This window comes from Maribacter sp. PR1 (genome assembly GCF_028464145.1).
Classification (GTDB): Bacteria; Bacteroidota; Bacteroidia; order Flavobacteriales; family Flavobacteriaceae; genus Maribacter.
In genome coordinates, this window is record NZ_JAQPCG010000004.1 from 347,253 (window position 1) to 374,069 (window position 26,817).

The 26,817-nt window shown below is 37.9% G+C and carries 19 protein-coding genes and 1 pseudogene; 2 read left to right on the forward strand and 18 right to left on the reverse strand.

Features of this window, described 5'->3' with window-relative positions; translation table 11 throughout:
- Nucleotide 1: 1 nt before the first annotated feature.
- The 3 genes from PP182_RS10555 to PP182_RS10565 all read right to left on the reverse strand — a co-directional run bounded on the left by PP182_RS10555 (nucleotide 2) and on the right by PP182_RS10565 (nucleotide 3,796).
- Nucleotides 2-1,009 carry a 4-hydroxyproline epimerase gene (locus PP182_RS10555; RefSeq protein WP_272651211.1) on the reverse strand — a complete coding sequence of 336 codons (1,008 nt, stop codon included), beginning with the start codon at nucleotides 1,007-1,009 and terminating at the stop codon, nucleotides 2-4.
- 89 nt (nucleotides 1,010-1,098) lie between these two features.
- Nucleotides 1,099-2,838 carry a DUF885 domain-containing protein gene (locus PP182_RS10560; RefSeq protein ID WP_272651212.1) on the reverse strand — a complete coding sequence of 580 codons (1,740 nt, stop codon included), beginning with the start codon at nucleotides 2,836-2,838 and terminating at the stop codon, nucleotides 1,099-1,101.
- 28 nt (nucleotides 2,839-2,866) lie between these two features.
- Nucleotides 2,867-3,796, reverse strand: coding sequence for a dihydrodipicolinate synthase family protein (locus PP182_RS10565; protein WP_272651213.1), 930 nt, complete (start codon nucleotides 3,794-3,796; stop codon nucleotides 2,867-2,869).
- Between the two features lie 140 nt (nucleotides 3,797-3,936).
- Here PP182_RS10565 and PP182_RS10570 point away from each other — a divergent pair, with 140 nt between their 5' ends.
- Together PP182_RS10570 and PP182_RS10575 are read left to right on the forward strand one after the other, a co-directional pair.
- Entirely contained in the window at nucleotides 3,937-4,782 is an 846-nt protein-coding gene (locus PP182_RS10570; protein ID WP_272651214.1) for an AraC family transcriptional regulator, read from the forward strand.
- A 94-nt stretch (nucleotides 4,783-4,876) separates the two neighbouring features.
- On the forward strand, nucleotides 4,877-5,557 hold the full coding sequence (locus PP182_RS10575) for a head GIN domain-containing protein (protein ID WP_272651215.1): 681 nt from the start codon (nucleotides 4,877-4,879) through the stop codon (nucleotides 5,555-5,557).
- Nucleotides 5,558-5,561: 4 nt separating this feature from the next.
- Here PP182_RS10575 and PP182_RS10580 read toward each other — a convergent pair whose 3' ends face one another.
- The 15 genes and pseudogenes from PP182_RS10580 to PP182_RS10650 form a co-directional block, all read right to left on the reverse strand.
- Nucleotides 5,562-5,744 carry a CPXCG motif-containing cysteine-rich protein gene (locus PP182_RS10580; protein WP_272651216.1) on the reverse strand — a complete coding sequence of 61 codons (183 nt, stop codon included), beginning with the start codon at nucleotides 5,742-5,744 and terminating at the stop codon, nucleotides 5,562-5,564.
- A gap of 12 nt (nucleotides 5,745-5,756) precedes the next feature.
- Entirely contained in the window at nucleotides 5,757-6,428 is a 672-nt protein-coding gene (locus PP182_RS10585) for a hypothetical protein (RefSeq protein WP_272651217.1), read from the reverse strand.
- Nucleotides 6,429-6,460: 32 nt separating this feature from the next.
- Nucleotides 6,461-7,822: pseudogene (locus PP182_RS21055) on the reverse strand (TolC family protein).
- Nucleotides 7,822-11,097 (reverse strand): efflux RND transporter permease subunit, encoded by a 3,276-nt coding sequence (locus PP182_RS10595; RefSeq protein WP_272651218.1) that lies wholly within the window; start codon nucleotides 11,095-11,097, stop codon nucleotides 7,822-7,824. Before PP182_RS10595 ends, PP182_RS21055 begins: the two are co-directional and overlap by 1 nt.
- On the reverse strand, nucleotides 11,097-12,227 hold the full coding sequence (locus PP182_RS10600; protein ID WP_272651219.1) for an efflux RND transporter periplasmic adaptor subunit: 1,131 nt from the start codon (nucleotides 12,225-12,227) through the stop codon (nucleotides 11,097-11,099). Before PP182_RS10600 ends, PP182_RS10595 begins: the two co-directional genes overlap by 1 nt.
- A 416-nt stretch (nucleotides 12,228-12,643) precedes the next feature.
- The gene (locus PP182_RS10605; RefSeq protein WP_272651220.1) at nucleotides 12,644-13,519 is read right to left on the reverse strand and encodes a leucine-rich repeat domain-containing protein; all 876 of its coding nucleotides are present in this window, start codon (nucleotides 13,517-13,519) and stop codon (nucleotides 12,644-12,646) included.
- Nucleotides 13,520-13,678: 159 nt separating this feature from the next.
- The gene (locus PP182_RS10610; RefSeq protein WP_272651221.1) at nucleotides 13,679-15,589 is read right to left on the reverse strand and encodes an ABC-F family ATP-binding cassette domain-containing protein; all 1,911 of its coding nucleotides are present in this window, start codon (nucleotides 15,587-15,589) and stop codon (nucleotides 13,679-13,681) included.
- Nucleotides 15,590-15,806: 217 nt separating this feature from the next.
- A complete protein-coding gene (locus PP182_RS10615) occupies nucleotides 15,807-16,859 on the reverse strand; it encodes an NAD(P)/FAD-dependent oxidoreductase (protein ID WP_272651222.1) in 1,053 nt (350 codons plus the stop codon).
- An 82-nt stretch (nucleotides 16,860-16,941) separates the two neighbouring features.
- The gene (gene porN, locus PP182_RS10620; RefSeq protein WP_272651223.1) at nucleotides 16,942-17,829 is read right to left on the reverse strand and encodes a type IX secretion system ring protein PorN/GldN; all 888 of its coding nucleotides are present in this window, start codon (nucleotides 17,827-17,829) and stop codon (nucleotides 16,942-16,944) included.
- Nucleotides 17,830-17,891: 62 nt separating this feature from the next.
- Entirely contained in the window at nucleotides 17,892-19,448 is a 1,557-nt protein-coding gene (gene porM, locus PP182_RS10625) for a type IX secretion system motor protein PorM/GldM (protein ID WP_272651224.1), read from the reverse strand.
- A 54-nt stretch (nucleotides 19,449-19,502) separates the two neighbouring features.
- A complete protein-coding gene (gene porL / locus PP182_RS10630; protein ID WP_272651225.1) occupies nucleotides 19,503-20,153 on the reverse strand; it encodes a type IX secretion system motor protein PorL/GldL in 651 nt (216 codons plus the stop codon).
- A 72-nt stretch (nucleotides 20,154-20,225) separates the two neighbouring features.
- Nucleotides 20,226-21,590 carry a type IX secretion system lipoprotein PorK/GldK gene (porK, locus tag PP182_RS10635; protein ID WP_272651226.1) on the reverse strand — a complete coding sequence of 455 codons (1,365 nt, stop codon included), beginning with the start codon at nucleotides 21,588-21,590 and terminating at the stop codon, nucleotides 20,226-20,228.
- 122 nt (nucleotides 21,591-21,712) lie between these two features.
- On the reverse strand, nucleotides 21,713-22,870 hold the full coding sequence (locus PP182_RS10640) for a formimidoylglutamase (RefSeq protein ID WP_272651227.1): 1,158 nt from the start codon (nucleotides 22,868-22,870) through the stop codon (nucleotides 21,713-21,715).
- A gap of 67 nt (nucleotides 22,871-22,937) precedes the next feature.
- Nucleotides 22,938-25,427 (reverse strand): type I DNA topoisomerase, encoded by a 2,490-nt coding sequence (topA, locus tag PP182_RS10645; RefSeq protein WP_272651228.1) that lies wholly within the window; start codon nucleotides 25,425-25,427, stop codon nucleotides 22,938-22,940.
- 121 nt (nucleotides 25,428-25,548) lie between these two features.
- The gene (locus PP182_RS10650) at nucleotides 25,549-26,784 is read right to left on the reverse strand and encodes an LVIVD repeat-containing protein (RefSeq protein ID WP_330097991.1); all 1,236 of its coding nucleotides are present in this window, start codon (nucleotides 26,782-26,784) and stop codon (nucleotides 25,549-25,551) included.
- Nucleotides 26,785-26,817: the final 33 nt, after the last annotated feature.

The window sequence follows — 26,817 nt, forward strand, 5'->3', positions numbered from 1 at the left end:
CTTATATTACTTGAAAACCTTGAGCATATGGATCAGCTTCATCTATGGTTATTTCATTGTAACCATACTGTCTTGCCCAACCTTTGATGCTCGGAACTATCCCATTAAAATTACCAATTTTACATTCTGATTCTACTACACCGATAAATTTAGAACCAATAAAACTTTCATGCACAAATTCTTCTCCCAATGCCAATTTCCCCTTGGCATGCCACTGCGCCATTCTAGCAGATGTACCTGTACCACAGGGTGACCGATCAATGGCCTTGTCGCCATAAAAAACGGCATTCCTAGCCACGGCATTCTTAGAAATAGTTTTTCCCGTCCAAAGAATATGACTTACATCCCTTATGGACGAATGATCTGGATGCACAAACAAATCGGGATAGGCCAAGTTTATGTTCTGCCTAAGTTCCCTAGCCATTTCTATTAATTGGGAAGCGGAATAATCCTGCAAGCCTGTAAAATTATCTTGTGGATCAACGATGGCATAATAATTACCTCCATAAGCAACATCAAAGGTAAGTTGTCCCAAGAAGTTCGAGTTTACTTTTAAATCCAAAGCCGCGAGATAGGAACCTACATTGACCAACTTTACCCATTCAACCTTTCCTTCGTGTTGATGGTAAGTAATTTCTACCAAACCCGCAGGAGTCTCCATTTTAATTTTACCCGGTACTTTAGGAACCACAATTCCTTCCTCAATGGCCATGGTGACAACACCTATACTACCGTGACCACACATAGGAAGACAACCACTGGTTTCAATAAAAAGTATTCCAAAATCATTATTGGAATTTGCGGGTGGATATAAAAAAGCACCGCTCATCATATCATGACCTCTTGGCTCGAACATCAACCCTTTTCTGATCCAATCATAGTCTTTTATGAAATGCATCCTCTTTTCACTCATGTTGGAACCCTTCAATGCTGGAGCTCCCTCAACAATCAACCTTACTGGATTTCCACAAGTATGGCCGTCCACACATTTAAATACATGCTTTTTCACACTAATCAGCTCTTTATTACTAGATAATCGAAATTAACTACCTGAAGTCCACTTTGAAATATTCTAATTCTAACAATTTATTTACAGGGCTACTCCGCCATATTTCTACTTTCAATATAGCGATTCACCCTTCCTTCCAGAATTGGGAGTGTTACCGTACCCTGTCCGAGAATAACTTCATGGAACTCCCTGATGTCAAAATCTGCACCTAACTCATTTTCTGCTTTCCTTCTAAGTTCCCGAATCTTTAATTCCCCCATTTTATAGGATAATGCTTGACCAGGCCAAGCAATATATCGATCCGTTTCAGTGTTAATTTCATGTAGGGACAATGCAGTATTGTTTTTCATAAAATCCAATACCTGCTGCTTGGTCCAACCTTTGGCATGAATACCCGTATCAACAACCAATCTGGTAGCACGCCACATTTCATAGGTCAACTTTCCAAACTTCTCATAGGGAGTTTTATATATTCCCATTTCATCTCCTAAAAACTCGGTATAAAGTGCCCAACCTTCACCAAAAGCGGATATATACATATTTCTTCTAAACCCTGGAATGCTATCGGATAGTTCTTGGTTCAGGCTCATTTGTAGATGGTGTCCCGGTACGGCCTCGTGCAATGTCAACGATGGTAAAACATACAAGGGTCGACTGTCCAACTTATAGGTGTTTACCAAATAATAGCCCGGCTCCGTGGAACTATACGAACCGGAATAGCGACCACCGGTATACTTTGGGGCCAAGGCATCCGGGACTTTTTTTACACCATACGGTTTTCTTGGCAAGGTGGAAAAATAAGCAGGTAACTGGGCATCGATCTGTTTGGCAATATTTCTCGCTTCTTTCAATAAGTCTTCTCCTTCGGTAACATAAAACTGTGGGTCGGTTCGAAGAAATTCCAAAAAATCACTGAACGCTCCTTTGAAACCAACAGATTCGATAATTTTCTCCATTTCGGACTTGATTCTAGCGACCTCTTTTAATCCTATATTATGAATGTCATTAGCCGTGTAGCTATTTGTAGTGGTATAATAATCTATTCTATTTTGATACACTTCTTTTCCTCCTGGCGTATCTGAAATTCCAATACTGGATCTCGTTTTTGGTAAATATTCCGATTCAAAAAATATTTTAATTTTCTTGAAAGTGGGAACCACAGCTTTTTCAATTGATTCTTTTGCCGCTTTTAATATGGAATCCCTTTGTTGTGATGTTAAATTAGATGGTAGGTCCTTGAATGGAGCGTAAAAAGGGTTATTCCCGTATTCCTCAGTTATGTGTTGATTATACGTGGATTCATATCCGTCAAAAATCACCTTAGGTTGCGAAACTCCTTTTTCTAATGCTTCGCGCAAAACCACAAAATGTTCCTCTGCAAAACGAGGTATATCATTAAGAGTTTTTAAATAGTTTTTTGCGCCTCTAAAATCTCTAATGGGTCTAATGCTATAATTTAAACTTAAATGAAAACCTTGGTCTGCCTGTATTGGATTCAAGTAAAGCCCAAAATTGTAAAGGTCAATCCTATTTTGAAGACTAAACTCAAGTAATTCCAAGGAGATGCGTTCAGTTTCAGAAAGCGTTTCTAAGTTAATACGCTCTAATTCCTTTAGTTTTTCTTCTGCAAATTCGGCATCTTGTTCATAAACCTTAGGTAAATACCTACCTAGAGGGTAATCCTTTCTATCATATAGCTTAAAGTTTTCAACTTCATCAATAATTTCTTCCAAAACAGCCTCATTCCCTTCACTTCTCTGGGCATTTAAAGAAAATGTTAATAAAAATATTAACCCACCTATAAGAGTAAAAGGCTTTGGAATCCACATAATACTGTTCCCTATTTATTATAATTGGCTACGCCATTATTTCTTCCAATTCTAGATATTCCGGTAATTTGGGTCTGTTTTCCATACCAGTTTCAATAATCTTCAAAACCCTTTCACGCTCCGCACCCTGCAAAGGAAGTCTGGGAGCTCTTACGTTTTCCGTTCCAATACCCGTGGCAACCTCGGCTAATTTTATATTTTGAACTAATTGAGGGTTAATATCCAACTCCAATAGTGGTAAAAACCACCTGTAAATTTCTAGGGCCTCCTTAATTCTTCCTGCCTTTGATAATTTAAAAATAGCAACAGTCTCAGCCGGAAATGCGCAGACCAAACCTGCCACCCAACCTTCTGCGCCCATTAATAGACTTTCCAAACCAAGCGTATCCACACCGGTAAGTACCTTAAGTCGATCTCCAAACCTATTTTTAATTCGGGTTACATTAGATATATCTCGGGTGCTTTCCTTAACCGCCTTTATATTCTCTTCTTTTAAGAGCACTTCAAACATATCCAAGGTTACTTCAATACCATAATCTATGGGGTTGTTATAAATCATGATTGGCAGGTCCGTGCTTCTGGCCACCTCTTGAAAATAAGTTACGGTTTCAAAATCATTGGCTTTATATCGCATAGGAGGCAACATCATTAAGCCAGAAGCCCCATTAACCCCTGCGGCCCTTACAGCTTCTATTGCTCCTTGTGTAGTTTGTTCCGCAATGTTCAAAATTACCGGAACTTTACCGTCTACAATTTCTATCGTCTTTTTTAATAAAGTCTCTTTTTCCTCCCCAGTTAAAGTACTTGCTTCCCCAAGGGTTCCCCCTAAGATAATTCCATTTACCCCGGCAGATACTTGCGCCTCAATATTAACTTGAAACATTTTTAAGTCCAGATCTCCCTCTTTTGTAAATTTTGTCGTAACAGCAGGCATAACCCCACTCCATGAAAGTGCCATATTTCTTCATTTTAATTTAGATAAAATTACATACCTAGGGATTGAAACCCTAATCCCATTTTATCATATCTCAATACTATATTACCCTTTAAGTTTTAATTTTATCCTTTTAGGTGAATATTTAAACATAAATTTACAAAATGAAAGTGCTTCCATTCATTATCCCCAAGTCCCCTTATGAAAATTTAGTATTTCAAATTGATGAGCAGGCCCGTTTCTATGACAAACTACATCAACACGAAGAAATACAAATCAGTTTTATTAGTAAGGGAAGTGGAAAACTTATTCTAATGGATAGTATACATCAATTTAGTCCTGATGACCTATTTGTAATTGGCAGCAATATACCACACCTCTTCAAGAGTGATGACACAACGGATGTAAACTCAAAAATGTATACGCTATTTTTTACACAAGATTCCTTTGGAAAGAATTTTTTCAATCTTTTGGAGCTTCAGACTTTAAATTCTTTTTTTAATAGGGCCCAAAATAGTTTTCGAGTTCTGAAACATCACAATGAACTGGGACTATTACTTCAAAAAATGGAGCATAAAAATAGGTTGGAGCGCTTTATAGGGTTGTTGCAACTACTAAATCAGTTAAGTGAAACAGCTACCAAAAGCCTTTCCCAATATTTACCAACAAAAGTAAGAAGTCTAGATGAAGGTGAAAGACTTCAAAGTATTTTTGACCTAGTCATCCAAAATTTCAAAAGACAAATTACACTAAAGGAGGTCGCAGATTTAACGTTTATGACCAAGAATTCATTTTGTAGATTTTTTAAAAAACATACCAATAAAAGTTTTTTTGATTTTTTAAAAGCCTACAGGGTCGAGCATGCCTGTAAACAATTGGCACAATCCAAAGCTCAACCCATAACCGAGATTGCCGAAGGATGTGGTTTCCAGTCACAATCTAATTTTAACCGGAGGTTTAAGGAAATAAAGGGGATGACACCAACGCAATACAGGAAGTCCATTCAATAAGTCTATTCCTACCTTGCTAATGTATTTCCTATTACATTTGGGGTATTTATATTAAATTACAGTTTAGTAACGAATACTTAAAAAAATACTTCAAATGAAAAATTGGCTATACATTGGTGTCCTATTGTTTATTGGAACTACTGCCATTGCTCAAAAGGCAAACACAAAAACCTTTGAAAAGTTTACAGAACTCAAAGTATATGACCGAATAATTGTATCCCTGGTAAAAAGTAACGAAAATAAACTCGTGATAACTGGTGATGACAAGGATGAGGTCAATATTTCCAACAAAAACGGGCTTCTAAAGATTAAAATGTCATTCGATAATTTTATGGATGGCGACGAGGCCAAGGGCACACTGTATTACACGGAAGATCTGACCCTGCTCGATGTTAATGAAAATGCCAAAATAACCTCAGAAGAAACTTTTAAAGGCTCCAAAGTGGATATTAAGGGCCAGGAGGGCGGTTTAATCGATTTAAAAGTTGCTTTGGATGAGGTTTACGTTAGAGCCGTTTCGGGTAGTGAAGTTACATTATCGGGTTCGAGTACCAAACAGGAGGTATCCGTAAATACTGGTGGTAAAGCTTATTGTAAGGATTTAAATACAACAAATACGGAGGTAGTGGTAATGGCCGGTGGCAGGGCAGACGTTAAGGCAACCGAAGAGGTAATTGCAAAAGTTAAGGCTGGAGGTTCCATTTATATTTATGGAAAACCAAAAAATATTAAGAAGGATAAAGTTTTTGGCGGTAAAATAGCTGAAATGAATTAAATATTCATTGTCCTATTTCATTAGCATCAAATGCTACCAATTCATTTTCTTGAAAATGGGGAGTTACCTCAACGGGATTACAGCAGACTTCACAATCCTCCACATACGTCTGTTTGGTAATGGAGGGATCCATTAACATGGAAACCTCTTCCCAACAATAAGGACACTGAAAAAAGTGCTCATACATAAAGAACCGAGTTTACTTCCCCTTAAGCCTTTTGGACAGTTCTTCCAGGGTCATCCTTTGGACCAGACTTTCCGCATTGGAACTAAAAATCACCTCATCCCCTAGTTTTAGCTCCATATCGTCACCGTCCCTGTGAAGAAATAAATCCGAGGCTTTCGCCTTTATCTCCTCCAACTTAATATCAAATCGTTTTTTCAGCGTAATATCCCCATCGATACGTGCCAATTGAAAGCCAGAGTAATCGAAAAGTCGCTTAAGTCCGCTAAAAAACCTAAAGCCGACAAAAATTAGTCCTGCTACAATGAATTTTACGGCCAGGGTGAATACATCCAATTCCTCACCATTTACGAAGGTCAGTACTAAATTCACTACCCCGTTTACCCCAATCAGAAAAACAATAAGTCCAAGTACAACAGCAAATACATCGGTCAAGGTAGCGTTCAATGTTCTCGTGACCAGAAATTTATTATCAACAGTTTCCGCCTTAAAACCAAAATCCTTTAAATACTCAAAATCCTTAATCCTCTTGATCTTATCCGCTATCGTTTTATCCAATTCAGAAGTATCGGCAATAATGCCCTTTTCCTTAATTTCATCCTTCAACAACAATTGGGACTCAAATGTCAATAGGGATTGTTGCTCCAACAACTCTAAAAGTTCCTTACCCGTTTTATCCTTGTACATATTGATTTCTTAATTAGTTGACTTGCCCCTGTTTATATTTCAACATTCAATAATTGTCCTGTAAGCTGAAGTAATTGAAGTTCGGCCAGTTTAGCATCGTATTTGGCTAAATTCTTATTGGTCTGTGCATTCAATAGGTTGATCTGAGCTTGCCTAAATTCAATGGATGTTATTCTACCCAATTGAAATTGTTCTCTGGAACGCTCAAAATTATTTTGGTTGGTAACCACGTTTTGCTCTTGTATTCTAAATATCCTCAATCTATTTTCAAAAATGGCCATTGCATTTTGCATGTCTCTATTTACCTCTAATTCTACTTGCTTCCTTAACAATTCTTGATTGGCATAGGTTATCTTAGCGTTTTTTACTCGAACTGCGGTACCTCCTCCGTCGAACAAATTCCATGTTAAGCTTGCACCTAACCCAAAACTGATTTGTGTATTGTTGGTCCCAGGAAAGACCTGGCCTGTAAAAAAGACCTGATCGGGATTTTGGCTTCTATTCCAACCATAAGAACCAGTAAGACCAATGGTTGGAAGATAACCAGATCTATTCACCTTAATATCATATTCATTGATTTTAAGGTTTCGTTCTGTTTGTAAAATAGCTACATTATAGGAGACCGATTGCTCCATATACTCCACCAAACTTATTCTAGGGATAAAGGTTACCAAAGTATCTACCACAAAATTTGTACTCAAATCTTGGTTTAAAAGCACATTCAAATCTCTCTTGGCATTTTCAAGTTGCTGTTTCGTATTCAATAGTGTAATACTATCGTTCGTTACATCCACCTGCGCATTTAGAATATCCAATTTGGTATTCTAACCAAATTCAAAAGCATATTCTGCTCTGGTAATCCGTTGTTTTGATATCTCCAAAGCCTGTGATTGTACATTTCTATTCTCCGTTAAACGAGCGATTTCAAAATAGACACTGAACATCTGAAGCATTGTATTCTCAATAGTTTCACGAGCCTGAAGTTCGGAAAGCTGATATTGCTCCTTAAGCCTTTTATAGGTATAAAATCTACCTAAGCCATCAAACAGGGTGTAATTTAAATTTAGGCCAGCGTTATATCGTTGACTTTCTAAATCTTTCAAATTAACATCCGCTAGAGGATTACCAATACTGTCTAACCTTCCTGGAAATTCTTGAATATTATTATTGCTTGCGTAATTTGCACCTGCCGTACCGGTAAGCGTAGGTAAATATCCTGAGTTTAATACACTGGCATTATTTTCCGCAATATCCACTTGGTTTTTGGCTATTTCTATGCCAAAATTGTTCTCTAATGCCTTAGCTACCGCTTCTTCTTTTGAAAGTAAATTCTCTTGTGCAATAACTAGAACAGAAGATAGTAGAAGGAAAAAGGTTAATCTAAATTTCGTCATTATAAGGTTTCTTCTAATTCTTTATGATGTGGTTGGTCCTCGATTAAAGTTCCATTAAGGCCATGATTTTTTTCTCCCTCCAAATGTTCGGATTCCCTTTTTTCCAAAATGGCTCTTTCTACTTCTTCTTTTGTAATCTTATGACCTGAAGCCAACATTCTGTTTTTGGATTTTAACTTATTACCGAAAGAGAGAAATAAGGGCAACATGAGCAAGGTCAAAATCGTGGCTATCCCAATACCATAAGCAATGGATATAGCCATGGGTTTTAAAAACTGGGCCTGTCTACTGGTTTCCGCCATTAAGGGTGCTAAACCGGCAATCGTGGTAACAGATGTTAAGAAAATAGCTCTAAACCTTGATCTACCCGCCTCATATATAGCGGAATCAAAGGTCATGCCCTCCCGCAGGTTGGAATTGAACTTTCCTATGAGCACTAGACCATCATTCACCATAATACCTATCAGAGCTATGATACCCAAAAGAGAAATCACGTTAATTGGGAAATCATGTATCCAATGCCCCCATGCAACAGCAGTAAAGCTAAATGGAACCAAAAGTAGCAACATGAGTGGTTGACTAAAACTTCTAAACGTAAAGGCAATGGTTATATAAATCAATAACAAAATAGAAAGGCCTACAACCTTTAAAGAACCCGTTAGTTTACCCAATTCCCTATTTTGTCCTTCGTAGGAAGCAGTAACTGTTGGATATCTTGACTGAATATCAGGCATGATGACATTTTGAATTTCTGCCATTATTTCTGTTGGGCTATCTTTAATATCCTTCATATCCGCAGAAACTTGAATTTCCCTTCGCCCTTCCAATCTATTTATGGCAACGTCACCACGTTCAATTGTATATTCGGCAATTTCCTTTAAAGGAACACGGTCGCCCGTAGGTGTTACAATTCGCATATCGTCCAGATTGGTAATGGATGATCGATCTTCCCGATCATATCTTACCCAGACTCTAATTTCATCTTGAGATCTTTGAAAACGCTGTGCCTGTACCCCAAAGAATCCTGCTCGCACCTGGTTCATTACCGTTCTTAAGTCGAGCCCCAATAGGTATGCATTTTCTTTTAATTGAAGCCTTATTTCCTTTATACCAGCGGGATCATTATCAGAAATGTCCTTTAGCCGTGTATTATTTTGTAGAATACCTTTTAACTCGTCCTTTGCAGCTTTGAGTTCCTCTATATTGTTTCCTAATAAGGAAACTGAAACAGGAGAGCCACCAAAGTTACCACCAGAGCCATATATTAGACTTTCTACACCTATAACCGGCCCTACCAATTCCTCGATTCTACGGGTAACCATATCCGAAACTACTTCATCGGGTCGCTCCTCACCCGGTAACAAATTAATTCTGAGTTCGGCCGTTGAGGATCCGGGTCCTATTCTCCTGATCATATTTTCGAACATCATTTTGTCCGAATTGGGCAAGTATTTATCCGTAAGCTCCTGATTAACTATTTCGGCCTTTTCTTCAATTAGGCTAATTATAGAATCTGTAATTTTTTCATTGGTACCATTGGGCATTTGTAATTCAATACCAACCCTGTCACTCGCAATCCTTGGAAAAAACGCAGTTCTAATAATTCCACCGCCAACAGAGCCAAAGGTTAGTATCAATGCCATGGCAAAAAAACTAAAGGTTAACACCTTTTGCCGCATTGCAAATCGAAGTGCCGGACTATAAAGGGAATCACGCATCCAGACCATTAACTTATCCCCAGAATCGTTGATGATTCTAAGTTTGGCAAATGCCTTCGCCAACCCTTTTTTTGGTTTTTTATCAAGAGGTTGTAACGCTTTTGAATGGGCCAAATGGGCCGGCAAAATAATTAATGCCTCGACCAAGGAAACTACCAAGGTTAGAATTACAATAACAGAAACCTCTCCAAAAAATTCACCGATTCTACTATCCAAGAACAAGAAGATAGAGAAGGCCAAAATTGTTGTAATTATTGCAGAAATAATTGGGGGAAGAACTTCCATAGTTCCATCAACGGCGGCTTGTACCGGTGATTTTCCTTTTTCATATTGCTGGTAAATATTTTCAGCAATTACGATTCCGTCATCTACCAATATCCCGATTACGATAATCATTCCAAAAAGGGACAAAACGTTTATTGTCACATTAAAGAACCCAGCAAAAACAAACATTCCCAAGAAAGCCACTGGTAAACCAAAAGCTACCCAAAATGCAAGTCTTGTGTTCAAAAACAAGGATAGGAATATCAACACCAAAATCATTCCCATAATGGCATTCTCCGTCAATAATTGTGTTCTTTGAACCAAGGTTTCAGACTGATCCGAGACAATGTCCAACTTAACATTGCTATACTTTTGGTTAAATTCCTCAATATAGGCCTTAACATCCTCAGCGGACTGTATCAAGTCTTCCGTATTCGTACTTGTTATTGATGTATTTACGGATAAGTTTCCATCAAAATATGTGGCGTTGGGGTTTTCTGCAAACCTATCACGTATTTCCGCAACATCTTTCAACCTTACCGTACTACCTGATGGGTCTGCCCTTACTATTAAATTCGATAGTTCATCGCCATAATAAGATCTATTATTTGCACGAATCAAATATTCTTCGGCATCAGTTTTTATATTACCTCCAGTAACCAAAATATTGGCATTACCAACGGCATTGGCAACCTCTGAAAAAGAAATTCCGTAGGCCAACAAATTATTTTCATTTACAGCAATTTCTATTTCCTCTTGGGGGAAACCTGAAATCTCAATCTGTGAAATACCATCGATTGCCCTTAAATCGTTTTCAATTTGTCTACCAACATTCTTCAAAGTAGCCAATGGTATGTTATTACCACTTATGGCAAAAGAAATGGTTTGCCTAACCGCTTCTAGTTTAGAAACAACCAAGGGCTCCATTCCTGAGGGAAAAGTCGGTACCCTATCAACGGCATTTTTAACCTCTAAGAGCATAAAATCAATATCCCTGCCCTTTTCTATTTCAATATTAATGGTTCCACTGTTCTCCCTTGATGTGGACGTTACACGATCTACACCTTCTAGACCCTTTAAATTGTCCTCGATCTTAAGAACAATACCCTCTTCAACCTCTTGAGGTGAAGCCCCAGGATAGGTGATACTGATGGAGATATTCTTGGAATCGGTTAAGGGGAAAAAGGAAGACTTAAGTGATTTTGCCCCCACGATACCAAAAAGGGCAAAAGAAATCACAACCACATTGACTGCAACATGGTATCTAATAAAGTATTCAATAATTTTTCGCATTATCCCTTGGAATTATCTGGTTGATCTTTGTAAACCTGTACGGCCATACCCGTATATGCTCCAATCAATGGTTTGGACATTATTGTGATACCCTCGGGAACATCCTTCAACACAACACTTTTCTCTGAAAAATAGACCGGTTTAACATCGATAAGATCCAATACAGAATCCCTAACAACAAAAATCTTATTGCCCTCTAGTAAAAGGCTTCTATCTATTTCTATAGCGTTCTCTTCTTTTTTTGCATCCAAGTTAGCTTCGAGGTACATACCTTCTCTCAGTTTGTCATTGTCAACCTCTATAAAAGCTTTGATCGTCTGGGATGCCTGATCAATTCTACCATTTATTCTGGTCACCTTTCCTGTAAATACCTCGTTATCATCTAAATTGGTCAACTCAACCGATTCACCAACCTTTAATAGGTCTGTAAAAGACTTACTAACCGCAACTTCCAATTCATAAACTCCTGGGTTAATAAATTCCCCTAATTTTTGACCAGACCTAACCAAGGTCCCTTCTGTAACAAGTGCTTCCGTTAAAACACCTGTAAAGGGAGCGGCAATACGATATTTTGATAATCGCTGCTCCAAATTCTTAACATTGTAAAAGTTGGTTAATATCCCTCTACCAGAAATAAAGAACCGTTCACTTTCTGAATTCATCTCCGGTAAGGCAGGTGTACTTTTAGATAAATCAAATCCATTGAGATAAGCTTGCCATTTGGGATAAATTTCCGGATAATCCAATCGTAAATCCGGCATAATAGACGTCAATTCATTATACAGGTTACTTTTGGCCGATTGTACACTGGCTGCATATTCCTCGGCATCAATACTAATAATGGTTTCCCCTTGCCGATAAGACTGCCCTTCTTTAAACAACTTATTACCTCTTCTAAAGACCCCTTGAACCTCGGCATAGAGTTCAACTCTCTGTTTTGCCGTTAAATTACCGTTGGCAGTAACAACGATAGGAATCGTTTTGTTCTCCACAACTTCTGTAAATACAGTTTTCACAACTTTTTCGGCTCGTGGTTTAAAGACCTTCTTACTGTCGATAATCACTTTTGCTAAGAAAAATGAAGCCAATATTAACACAATACCCAGTCCGGTAAAGATGATTTTTCGCATTTTGGTTTTGGTTTTAACTGATAGTTTTTAAAACGACTACAAATATAGTCCTGTAGTATGTCGATACTTATTTTATAAAAGTGAAACGTCCGAATTGATTAGTGAAACGACCTAGATGCAACTTAAATATTAACATAACATCCCGAATAGTTCCTCTAAAGGTAAAATTTCTTTACACTATTTTCATAACTACATAACTGTCAGCAAAATAGACTAAGAACTTATACTTTTAAACGGCGAAACTACAAAAAATCGATTCCCAGTTATTACTTAAAGGAGGTTAAAAATTTCATAAAACTTAACAAAGAGAAGTAAGTATCTTGAGATACTTTGATAAAATGACAATTATAGGAAAACAAAAAGAGGTGCTACCAACACCTCTTTTTCACCAAACTAACTAAAAGTGTAAACTACTCTTAATTTTCAACGTCTTCAAATTTTGTATCAGCCATTCTGGTCTTGCTAAATTTAATTTCCTTAAAATCATATTCCTTATCAAAACCATCATGGTCGAACACTAGAAATTCCCTTTTCTTTAGTGCTTCTAAATTTTTAAAGGAGGTGAATTTATTGTTTTGAATTTGAAAAATTTCCAAGCTTGCCAGTTGATCAAACTCTTTCGGAATTTCTCCGTTTAAACTATTGTTAGCCAAAACCAACTCTTTTAAGTTCCTTAAACTTCCCATTTCACCTGGTATAGCGCCTTCTAAACTATTTTCAAAAAGCCCTAGCGTCTCCAATTGCGTTAATTGACCTAGTGACTCGGGTATGTTGCCTTTCAAAGCATTGCTTGAAAGATTTAGAACTTTAAGCTTCTTTATGTCGCCAATACTAGAGGGAATACTCCCGGATAGGAAATTATTGAAAGCTGTTAATTCTTCTAAGCTTGAAAGTTCGCCGATATTGCCTGGCAACTTCCCCTTTAGTCTATTCATCTCCAATTTTAAAACTTTTAAATTGGGTAATTGAGCTAAATCCTGAGGCAACTCTCCAGTTATTAGGTTAAATGCCAAGTTTAATACTCTAAGATTCTCCAACCTAGAAATTCCTGTGGGCAAAGGACCCATAAGGTTGTTGTTGAACAAGTTTAACTCCACCACCTTATCATCTTCTACTTTTACACCATACCATTCGGAAACCGGTCGATTTAAATCCCATTTCTTTTTCCAATGGGTACCATTTGTACTATTATATAGTGCAAGCAAGGCTTTCTTTTCACTCTTTGAAACCTTTGCCATAGTGAAACTAGATATCAATAAAAACAGAGTAAGTACGGTGTAATACTTTTTCATAGGGTAGTTTTAATTTATAGCGTACAAGATTCTTGTTAAGAATTATCTTACAAATCTCCTACAATAACGATGAAGAAGCAAAAATTATCGTTTAATGGAACTGCTTTGTTGTGAAAGTGGATAAATGTGTGGTGAAATACCGATAACTGTTGGTGAATACTATTTAGAACTCTCTATCTCCATTGTAAGAGTTTCCCATTTTTCCATATGTTTTTCAAGCTTTGCCTTTTTTGCTTGATATGAATCAAAAAAATTAGGCTTGGCAATGGTTGCATCATAGTTCATAAGCAAATCATGATCTATTTTCTTGATTTCCTTCTCAAGTGACGAAATTTCACTTTCCAATCCGCTTAATTTGTTCTTGAGGCTCTTTAGTTGTTTCTGTTCTTCAAAGGACTGATTATTCTTTTCTTTAGGTCTGTCCTCCTTTGTTTCCTCTTTCTTCTCAATACCACGAAAATCATTCACCTTTCGCTGCTCTAGATAAAAATCGATATCTCCTAAATACTCTTTGATCTGTTTGTCCTTAAATTCATAAACTTTATTGGTTAATCCTTGGAGAAAGTCCCGATCGTGGGACACTAAAATAAGGGTCCCTTCAAAATTTAAGCAGGCTTGTTTTAAGACATTTTTCGACTTTATATCCAAATGGTTTGTTGGTTCATCCATGACCAAAACATTAAAAGGTTGTAATAACATTTTGGCCAAAGCCAATCGGTTACGTTCACCTCCAGATAATACCTTTACATATTTCTCTACCTCATCACCCCTAAATAAAAAAGAACCGAGTATGTCCCTGACCTTACTCCTGTTGGATTCATTCGCAGCGTCTATCATGGTATCTAAAATGGTTTTGTTACCATCCAAATACTCCGCTTGATTTTGGGCAAAGTACCCAATCTGAACATTATGCCCCAATTTTAAATGCCCTTCATAGGCCAACTCCCCAACGATTATTTTGGCCAAAGTAGATTTTCCCTGTCCGTTCTGGCCCACAAATGCGGTTTTGCTATCTCGCTCTACCAAAAGGTTTATATCGTTCAATACTTCTTTGTTGCCATATGCTTTTGAAAGGTTTTCTATCTCGACTACCACCTTACCGGGGGTAACTGAAACCGGAAATCTAAGGCTCATGACGCTATTGTCATCTTCATCGACTTCTATACGCTCTATCTTGTCAAGTTTTTTGATTAACGATTGTGCCATAGAAGCTTTGGTCGACTTTGCCCTAAACTTCTCAATTAATCGTTCCGCTTGTTGTATTTCTTTTTCTTGGTTCTTCTGTGCATTCAATTGTTGTTGGCGTATCTCATCCCTTAAAACCAAGTACTTGGAATAAGGCTTATTATAATCATAAATACGGCCCAACGATATTTCAATGGTTCTATTGGTAACATTATCCAAAAACATCTTATCGTGGGAAACAATCATCACCGCACCCGTATAGTTGTTCAGAAATTGTTCGAACCATATAATGGATTCAATATCCAAGTGATTCGTTGGCTCATCCAAAAGCAAAACATCATTACTCTGTAGCAGCAACTTGGCAAGTTCAATTCGCATGCGCCAACCCCCTGAGAAGGTTTCCGTTTTTTTATCAAAGTCCTCCCTTTGAAAACCTAGTCCTTGAAGAATTTTTTCTGTTTCTCCCTGATAATTATAGCCTCCCAATATTTCATAATGTGTTGAAACATCGCTTAAATCCACGATAAGTTGATTATAAGAATCACTTTCATAATCTGTTCGCTCCGCCAATTGGTGATTGATATCATCGATTTTTGATTCCAAAACCTTGATTTCCTCGAAAGCCTGATAGGCTTCCTCCAAAACGGTCCTTCCCATCTGAAAATCGATATCTTGACGTAAAAAACCTATCTTAACATCCTTTTCAACGGCTATAGTTCCCGAATCTATTTGCATATCCTTGGCAAGAAGCTTCAATAGTGTAGATTTTCCTGCTCCATTTTTACCAACGAGTCCTACCCTATTCCCAGCATTTAGCCTAAATGAGATTTCTTCAAATAAATATTCTCCTCCGAATGAAACGGAAAGATTGTGAATGTTTAACATCGTATTTTTTAATTTAAGACATCTAGGAGTATGAGATGATAGATTCTACTTCGTGAATTTACCCTGAGGTGCCTTTATCTATTTTAGTACCTTTTTTTAAGGATTTGCAAATGTTAAAAAAAGGATACAAACTCTACAGCATTTTAACAGGAACTTGATACAAAGCTAAGTTAAGTTTGTATTCGGACCTTATAACTTTTTGAAGTTTAGTATTGTATTAATTTTCTTGCAGATTGGAAAATCGTTGAATATCCACCTCTTTAATTAATTTTTTTCCTTCTTCCAAATACGAAAACAATTCCTGTGCGGCCCATGGTGCTATCATAACACCATGGGAGCCAAAACCATTTAAGACACTTAAATGTGGGTATTTCGGGTGGCTTCCCATTAATGGCCTTCTATCTTTCACCGTAGGTCTTACGCCCGCGACTTGCCCCACAACTTGGTAAGAACAGTTTACCACTTTGTTTAATTTCCCTACCAGTTCCTGCTTTGTATCCTCCGAGGGTTCATTATCCTTATCCTTAGGGTCGTAATTAGCCCCAACCAGATATAAATTCTTATCAAATGGAATTACAAAAACAGATGACTTAATAGCTTTCGATTCCTTTAATTCTTTGGATTCAATCAATATATACTCACCTTTTAAACCCTGCATAGGCAAGTAATTAAAATATGGATTTTTTTCAAGGCCAAAGCCTTCCGCAAAAACAATTTTTTTGGCCGAAATATTTCTGTAGCTAACGGCGGCATCCTTTATATTCAAATCATCATAGTCAAAAGTTTCATTAATGAAATTGCCAGATGCAATGAGTCTTTTTCTAAAAGCGTTCAAAAATGTTTCTGTTTTTAACCGATAGGCACCATTTAGTTTTCCAAAGTCAAAAGGGGCATTCAAGGCCTTATTGTTATTTCTTACCAAATCAGAAGACAGGTAGTCCCTTAAAAAAATCTTGTCGGAAGCTTCGAACCATAAATTTTGCTCTTCAGAAGAACTAAATTTTCTTAAAATGGGTTGATCAACTATAAGATCGTTGTTCAATTCTTTTTCAAGTTCCTCATAAAATTTCCTGGATACCGGCATTAACATATCTGCTTTCCAAGCTAACGTAAAACGTTTTAAAATAACGGGGTTCGACAATCCACCTGCAACTTTGGAAGAAGTTTGGGAATCATCGCTTATCACCAGAAAATTCTTTTTGTTTTTTTTAAGGGTTTCACAAAAAGCAGCCCCAGCAAGCCCTAAACCAACAACTATATAATCCAACATGATGCAAAAATAGGCATAAACAAAAAGCCCTGATAAAATTTTATCAGGGCTTCATATTATTGAATTGGAATTTTTTATTGACTTAGTAAGCCCACATATCTTGTTCTCTATCCCGGATAGTTTCTTTGATACGTTTTGCCTCCAATAATTGGAAGAGCGCATTGTCCGCAATATAATCGCTGACCTTACGGTCGCCATGTACATTATCCTCTTTATAGATAACGGCATTAAACCTTCTTGCGTTCAACAACATGTCAAATGATATGGGTTGTGCCGAGTTACGCTGGTTAAAGACTTTAGCCTCGTGCAAAATCTCACGAGCATCTGGATACCATATCCAAAATAACTCAACCTTGTCCGGATTTTCATCATCGATAAAGTTTACATCCGGAGCTACGGGTGCAATACCCAATAATCTATACTTTAACTCTCCCTGTCTTTTATCGAAATACCACATCCCCTTTATTCGGTACTCTTCAATTTCAGCAGCGGTAATGTTTCTTCGAGTAATATACTCTTCAGAAACTTGCTCACCCGCGTTCATTTGTTCGTAACCGTAATCCAATGTATCTACAGTTTGTAGGGCACCGGATAAGTCATTGAATGTTCTTTTTTCCGTAAAATAGGAATCTGCATAAGCTTCTATATTACCTTCTTGTAAGTTCTTAATCAATACATGATACAAGGATCTTCTATTTTTTCCTATATCCATTGTATCTGTAGGGTAATAAAGTGGAAAGTTTACCCTTTCGTCCAAATCAATGGTTTCCCATAGTGTCTTGGACCAAAGTATATCCCTATCATCCACATAACCATAATCCAAAGGAGCATCGTTATCTACGGCTTTCTGTTCCTCAGTGCGGACTCCAATGTCCTGAGGTTTTTTAGCGTTCAAGATATTGGCTTGAGCCATCATGGAAGCTGGCAACAATGTTACCGCACCCATTACTAAAACATTTTTCCAATTCATTCTTTTAAACTTTAAAATTAACCGGGCAACCATAAAAGTTGCCCGGTAGCATTCTATTTCTTTTAATTTGTTATCTCCACTACTACAGGAGAAACTTTCTTCAACTTGTAACTTTTGTTATTCGTAATATACGCTTCGATGTCGAATATTTGAACTACATCACCTCTTCCTGCACGTTTAAGGGCAGATTTGGCTTTAGCATCCAATTTATTACCTCTAACACTTACAGTAGGTTGCCCTGGAACTTTAAATTTAAAGCCGCTAACCGCAAGGTTTAAATCGAAATCAAAGTCATCTAATTGAGCGCTAACAGTACCAATCTCAACGTTTCTTCTAGGTAACTTAACGCTACCCGCTTGCTTGCTCAACGTTCCTTCTGGTCTTGGGATATCCTTAATCCTAAATTCTGATTTAGAAGATATTGGCTGACCATCTGGTAATGTACCTGAAGCTGTAATCGTAACCGATCTACCTGTTCCTGGGTTCATAACATACTTGCTACCACTGATAGCCTTAAGACCTGGTGCAGATGCACGAACTTTATTATTAGGTATTCCTGGAATCGAGATAGACATTGGGTTGGCTACTCCTCGGTAAACAACGTTCATCTTGTCAGCAGCGATCAAAGCTGCGTTAGGCTTGGAAATGGTGGCAAAAGAGTTTTTTACCGGAACTTCGATTTCCTCACCGTCTTGCTTAAAGTAAATAGTACCTTCTACTTCGTGATCACCAGCAGTACCAGCACCGATTAACATTTTAACTCCTCCAGCTTCCAATTTATAGTCAGATCCTTCAGAAAGTTTTCTTCCGTCCAAGGTTAATTCTGCTCTTACCGGAGTAGATGTGTTATCCGTTTTACTGATAATGATTTTACCATCGTACTTCTCACCTGTGTAAAAAGCAGATTTAGAGGCAGAAAGTGAAGTGGCGAAGTTCTTTAATGAAACTTGACTCGTCAACTCACCTTCCAACATGGATTTCAATGCAGCTTCTTCCGTTGCTTTAACATCCGCCTGAAGTGCAGTCAATTTAGCTAAAGAAGCTACCAATGGATAACCTTCGTAATGATAGTTGATCCAATCTTGCATACCATCTTTGGCCTTTACTTTACCTTCTTCATTTCCTGTTTCAAAACGATCGATAACCGATTGCTTAAGAGAAGTAGGGACAATAGTAGCTACTTGCTCTCTATAGTCGGTAAGTCTTTTCATAAACTCCTGACCACCCTCGGACAAGTTATCGCCCTGGAAGAATTTTTGATCCAAATAATCGGAATTATCCATACGTGCATAATCCTTTGGATTTTCCAATCCTTCTGTCATACCTTCCTTAAGAGATTCCAAATAATTGAAATACTCTTGGGACATTGATTTAATCTTCTGGGCGTTCTGATACAACTTTTCGTATTTTGCCGCATCTTCCTCTGCCTTCGTTTCTAGACTACCTAAGAACGCTTCGTTGCTTGCGGTTGTCATCTCGTTAGAAGTCTCTAGCTTTTCGTTCATAATACCGAATGCCGCTAGCACCTCTTTACTCATATTTAACGCCAGCATTGCGATGAAGATCAAATACATTAAGTTGATCATCTTCTGACGTGGTGTTTGTTTTCCTCCTGCCATGGTTTTTTAATTAGATTTTAATTAATAATGATTTGGTTTGGTTAAAATCCAATCTTAGTTTTTGCTCATTGCAGATAACATTCCTCCATAAACACCATTCAATGAAGATAGGTTTGTGGATAAAGAAGCCATTTGCTCCTTTAGAGCGCTTGCATTCTGAACAACTTCTTCATTAACCGAAGCTTGTCTGCTTGCACTTTCCAACTGTACTTTATAAAGACTGTTCAAAGACTCCATCTGAGCGGCAGCATGTACCATTTCATCAGAGTATTTTTTTGTAGACTCCATTGCATCAACAGTAGGAGCGATTCCTTTTGCTGCTCCTTCAAAGTTCTTAATACTAGAACCTAAGCTTTCCATAAGGTTTGCATCTACACCAGCTTCCTTTAAAAGGTCATCCAACTTTTTGGACAAAGAAGTTTCGGCATCTTTAATTTCAGCCGCCGCATTCTTTTTACCATTGGATTCTCCACCAGCTAGTTCTGGGTATACTAAAGACCAATCTACTTCGTCGTCTACAGGTTCAAATGCACTGATAGCAAAAATTAATGCCTCTGTGATAAGACCTATAGCTAATAACAATCCACCGGTTAAAGGTCCAAACTCCCAGTGAAGAATTTTAAACAATGCACCTATAATTACTACTGATGCTCCAAGCCCATAGGCCATGTTAAATAATTTTTTTGTTGATTTTGACTGTGCCATGATTTAATTTTAATTTAAGGTTTAATACTAAAGATTTGGTTAATAATTAATTTGATATGAATAGTTTACTATTTATTGTGTTGAATCTTCCTCACCCATGTAATCCTGCACTGTTCTGAATCCTATGTAACTACGGGCAGAATCAGCATATTCGTAATCCCTTGTACTTACTTGTAAGAAGTAAGCAACATCTTTCCAGGAACCTCCCCTGATTACTTTTCTTGTATTGGACTGATCTCCGCCATTTGGGTTCATCGTGGATACATAATCGTATGCACTTGGGTCGTAACTAGAATTTGTCCATTCCGATACATTACCTGCCATGTTGTAAAGATTGAAATCGTTTGGCTCATAAGATTTAGCTTCTACGGTATACAAAGCTGCATCTGCCGCATAATCACCTCGCTGAGGTTTAAAGTTGGCCATAAAACATCCGGTATCACTAATTACGTATGGACCACCCCAAGGATAAGTTCCTCCTTCAATTCCACCTCTGGCTGCATATTCCCATTCCGCTTCAGTTGGTAACCTGAACTGATTTACGAACTGCTTTCCTCTACTTTTTTGGTCATCATTTTTAAACTTTGTTCTCCAATTACAAAAAGCTTTAGCTTGTTGCCAGGAGATACCCACTACAGGATATTCGCTGTAGGCATCATGCCAAAAGTAATCGTTATGCATTGGCTCATTGTACGAGTACTCAAAGTCCCTAATCCAAACTGTAGTATCGGGATATATTTCCAATTCTTCGTGACGGATAAAATCTTTTCTACTTCCCTTGCCTTTTTTGGCGGCACGTGCAGCTGCCTCGATATCCATCCAGCTATATTTATACTTTAGTTTTGTGACATCAACACTGCGCTGTCCATTATAAGATTCCTCCTCTGGAATATACAAAGAGTCCATGACCTCAGCATAATACTCGTCAGGGTATTCCGAAGTGTCCCAAATAAGTTCTTCATCCTTATTCAATGCCCTACCTTCATAACCAGTTTCACCCATACCGGAATAGTTGTCCAGCATATATTTATCATAAACCGAGGCCCTCGTAGTATCCGCATCCTTAAATGCATATTCCCCAATACCTCCTTCTTCAGGGCCAATTCCCAACTCATCGGCAAGAATAGCCAATTTTGTTCTAGTGATAGAATCCTTGACCCATTCTACGAATTGACGGTATTCACTATTGGTAATTTCAGTATCGTCCATATAAAAAGATCGTACTGTTACTGTTTTAGTAGGTGCGTTCAATACTTTGGCCTGGTCTTCTTCACTTTTACCCATAATGAAAGAACCCCTTGGGATAAGTTCCATTCCATATGGTTTTTCGGGATACCATTTATTGCCCTGGACTCCGACTAGCTCTCCTTTAGTCTTTGACCCACAACTTGTGAGCAAAAAAACAAACGCTATAGATGATAACAATAGCTTCTTCATACTTTAGGTTAAATTTCGATTATGGTTATAAATGCAAATACAATGATGTTATTCTAACTCTTAAAACTATGTTTTGAATAAAATATTGTATTAAAGTCTTTTATGCTTTAATTATTTTCCGATTAATTAAAACCCTTTTTATAGGCTTTAAACCACCGCTCGGGAATTTTTTGGTTACATGCGTCCAAATAATCCTGCTCGGTGCAAGGTAATAACGCAGGTGTACCCGCTTTAGTATGTGAAGTAAAAATAGATGGCACCTCTACCCACCATCTTTCTGTTAAAAGACTCTTGTAAAAAACCAGTTCCTCCTCGTCATTGGGAACATTATACTTTGTAAAATCGTCCGTTCGGTTATATGGGGATTCCTTGATCCTATAATTAACACCCTCTATGAAGTACCAAATTATCTGTGCCAGGAGTTGTTGACATTGGACATTATTCTCCATTTCAAAAATACCGAATGCCATTACCCGCTCACTGATTCCGGCATATCTTGCTATCGCGCAAATTTCCCTGCCAGTAAATCCGTTGGGAGAAAAATTCGATGAAAAACCTATTTCACTTGCTTTAATGGCCCTTGCATCAAGGCTGACCATGTGTGCGTTTCTAAGCACAGGTTCCGCCAAGGAAAGGTCATTTGCAATTTCACCTAACCTGTAAGAGTCAAAAAAAAGACGATCCATGAGATCAACTTCCTCTTGCGCATTGAAATAGCTTTGGTATCCTATATTGGAAAAATTAAAGAGATTATTAGGCTTGTCTGTAATAATTTTGCTCATATAAGAATGGGAAGATATGAGCTCATCGTCAATCCCAAAGTCGAAACGACTATCCACCGCTACCAAGTTAATCATGTCCTTTATTCCGTCAAAAGCACGATATGCCGGATATGTTATATCTTGTGTTGCTCCTAAAATAATTGGAATAATACCTTCTTCCAATAAACCAGCAGTCACTTCTTTGACCACAAAATAGGTATCTTCTACGGTTTCTCCTTCTTCCAAGTCGCCAAGATCCACTATTGTAGTGTCCCAGTTCCCCAACATTAATTTATACAGCTGTAGTCGTATGGCAGAAACGTCTAGGTTTTCCAATTTTTTTTCAAAAGCGTTTCTGGATTCCTTAACACCGAAAATGGCTACTGTAGCATTTGCCAGAACAGGTAGGCCATCTTTAGTTGTATGTATATAGGTATTCCTGCCTATTGCCTGGTTTGGCAATAACTCGCAATGTGCTAATACTTTATCCTCTATGGGAACTAAAAAATCAAAAGCCATAATGGTTTTGAGGTGTTAATTTTGAAGTTGACAAGTGATTTAACCATCACTCTTTTTCAAAATTATACTACTTTTTTGATTTAGGTTTAGCTTTTGTCTTTTTTTTGGGGGTCTTTTTTTGAATTAACTCTGAAGCTTCTTCCAATGTCATTTTAGAAACATCTACAGTTTTGGCTAGTTCTACCTTTACCTTACCCTTTATAACATTGTGCCGTCCCCATCTGGCCTTTTCTATTCTAATACCTTCTTCTGGCCAGTTTTGGACCACTTTCTCGCGTTCCTTTTGTTTTTTTGCCTCGATCAATTCTACGATATCCTCTTGGGATAGGTTGTCAAAGTCATATTTCTTATTGACGTTGATAAAAATTCCGTTCCATTTTATGTATGGACCAAACCTTCCCACTCCTTTTATAACATCCTTATCCTCATAATTCGCAATGGGAGCATCGGCCTTTTGCTTTTCTTTTATCAATTCAATGGCCCGGTCCATCTCAACTTCCATGGCACTTTCATCTTTGGGTAACGAAATAAATGTCTTACCAAAACGCACATAAGGACCAAACCGACCTACATTGGCTTCTACTTCTTCGCCTTCATAAACACCAAGTTTCCTAGGGAGTTTGAACAACTCCATAGCTTCATCATACGTAATTGTGTTCAAAGATTGGTCTGGCAAAAGACTAGCAAATAATGGTTTTTCTTCCTCCTCAGCTATTCCAATTTGCACCATGGGGCCAAATCTCCCCAGTCGCACAGAAACTTGTCTTCCTGTTTTAGGGTCTTTACCCAAAACTCGTTCTCCACTGGCCCTATCCGCATTTTCTTCAACATCGACCACATTGGGATGAAAATCCTTATAAAAGTTTTTCATCATTTTTTTCCAATCTTCCTCTCCAGTCGCAATTTCATCAAAATCCTCCTCTACTTGCGCGGTAAAATTGTAGTCCAGTATGTTTGCAAAATTACTCACCAAAAAGTCCGTAACTATGGTTCCAATATCCGTGGGAACCATTTTTCCCTTGTCCGAACCTACATTTTCCGAAAGATTCTTCTGCTTGATTTTATCCGATTCCAAAACCAACTGGGCGTATTTTCTTTCTGCTCCCTCAATTGTGCCTTTTTCAACGTATCCTCTATTCAATATAGTGGAAATTGTTGGGGCATAGGTAGAGGGTCTTCCAATTCCTAATTCCTCTAATTTTTTCACAAGGGATGCTTCGGTAAATCTATAAGGGGGACGCGTAAATCGTTCCGTGGCCGTAATGTAATTATTGTAGAGTACCTCATCCACTTTCATGGCAGGCAACATTCCATCTTGCTCTTCTGCCAAGTCCTCTTCATCCACACCTTCCATATATACCTTTAGGAATCCATCGAACTTAATAACTTCTCCATTGGCGGTAAACTCGTCTGTATGCTTGTTTGCTTGAATGCGAACATTGGTTCGCTCCAACTCCGCCTCGCTCATTTGAGAAGCAATGGTCCTTTTCCAGATAAGGTCATACAGTTTGGACTGGTCACGCTCCAAGGAGGGGGATTGATTTCCCATATCAGTAGGGCGTACGGCTTCGTGAGCTTCTTGAGCTCCTTTTGACTTTCCAGTAAAGTTTCTAACCTTACTATATTTTTCTCCGTAATTTTTAATAATTGCCTCTTTGGCGGCATTGATTGCTTCTCCGGATAGGTTTACACTATCCGTTCTCATATAGGTAATAAGACCTGCTTCATACAACCTTTGCGCAACCTGCATTGTCCTACCAACAGAAAAATATAACTTCCGAGAGGCCTCTTGTTGCAATGTAGAGGTCGTAAAAGGAGCGGAAGGCGATTTCTTGGCGGGTTTTTTATCCAATTTGGCAACCGAAAACTCGGCGCCTATATTTTTTTGTAAAAAGGTATTAGCTTCTTCCTTGGAAGCAAATGTCTTGCTCAACTTTGCAGTGAACACACTACCAGATTCCGTCTTAAATTCCGCAGCAATCTTAAATGAAGCTTCCGGTGTAAATGCCTTTATATCCCTTTCTCTTTCTACGATTAGCCGAACCGCAACCGATTGTACTCTCCCTGCAGAAAGACCAGGCTTAATTTTTTTCCAAAGTACAGGTGACAATTGATAACCCACTAAACGGTCTAAAACCCGTCTTGCCTGCTGTGCATTTACCAAGTTGTAATTGATATCCCTTGGATTTTCAATTGCCTTTTGAATAGCTCCTTTAGTGATGGAGTTAAATACTATTCTTTTCGTTTTCTTTTTATCCAGGCCGAGTTCTTCAGCCAAATGCCATGAAATGGCTTCACCCTCTCGGTCCTCATCACTTGCCAGCCAGATCGTATCAGCTTTTTTGGCAAGATCTTTTAATTTCTTGACCAAGGCCTTTTTTTCCTTGTCAACTATGTATTTGGGCTCAAAATCATTCTCCACATCCACTCCCAATTCCTTGGATGGCAAATCCGCTATATGTCCAAAACTGGACTCAACCTTGAAATCTTTCCCTAAGAATTTTTGAATGGTCTTCGCTTTTGCCGGGGACTCAACTATAACTAAATTTTTGGCCATGCATCGATTTTTATGAGCAACAAAAGTAGTCCATTTTTTTAATTTGCCCCTATATATAATTGTTTGGCATAAAAAAACACCCTTGTTGCCGGGGTGTCCTTACTCCTTTTTAAAATGATAATCAGTTTAATTCCAGTTTACTTATCAAGTTAATTTTATGGTCTAAATATTCATATTGATAAAGTATCCCCTCTCCTATCATTAATAGATTTTCTTCTAATGGAATCACATCAAAGGTAACCAAGTCCTTAAAATGATCCAAGGTTTTCAAATCGGTAATATCGGATTTATCAAAGACCTTTAAACCTGAAGCCCCGTCACAAACAAACAGCTTTTCGTTTTTTATGCCTAGCCCATAAGGTTCATCCATACTATAGGTCTCCTTGAGTACGGGTTCGGATATATTGGAGATATCTATTATATACAGTCCGCTTTCCGTCGCTCCACAAGCATTTCCCCCACGCAAAGTAACATATGCATAATTATCGTCCACGACAACAGGGTCGCAAGCTGTTCCATGTTGAAACTCCGAGATAAAAGTGGGAGTCGAGGGGGTAGAAATGTCATAAATGTACATTCCGCTCATACTTCCCAAAAAAAGATACTGTCCTTTACTGAATATGGTTTCAATGTCAAAACCTGCAAAGACATCTTCCAAATCCTCCGGATTCTCCAAATCCGAAATATTAAAAATGTTGATATTATGGCTATCCACAGCATATAGAAAATCCTCTACAATCTTAAATCTGGCCAAAGAACCACCTTGTCCTACCGATGCATCATTAGCAGACTCGGCCAAGGCAAAATCTATGGTATTAAATCGTTCTTCAAAATCCGTTTTGAGCCTTCGTTCCGTTACTATTTCCCAACCTACCAAGATTTCCGTTTCATAGTTGATATTTTCATATTCAATAAAATCAGCCTGGGCAGGCCAAATAATATTATCCCTCAGTACATTTTCCAACCGGTTTACAATGGTGATATTATCAATATCGGAAATATCCAATACCATCAAATCCATTAGACTGTCCGCAAAGAGGTAATCATCTTTAACAGAAATATCAACGTTACCAGCTATTTTAATGAAAGCTATTTTTTTTGGTGAAGAGGGAATGGAATTATCTATAACATGCACCCCTTTATATTTATCGTTTACAAAGATGTAATCCTTATAGGCATAAATCTTTCCCGATTCCTCAATGGGCATAGGAGCAATTACATCTACCCCGTTTTTAAATTCCGATAAGCTCATTTTAAGTGGCTTGGCCACCTGATAATCTTCATACAAACCATCTTCCTTTTTCTCACAGGACAGGAAAACAAAGCCAACAAATAATAAAAGTGCTAGTCTTTTCATAACCATTCTATTTAAGCAAGTTGTTTTCACAAT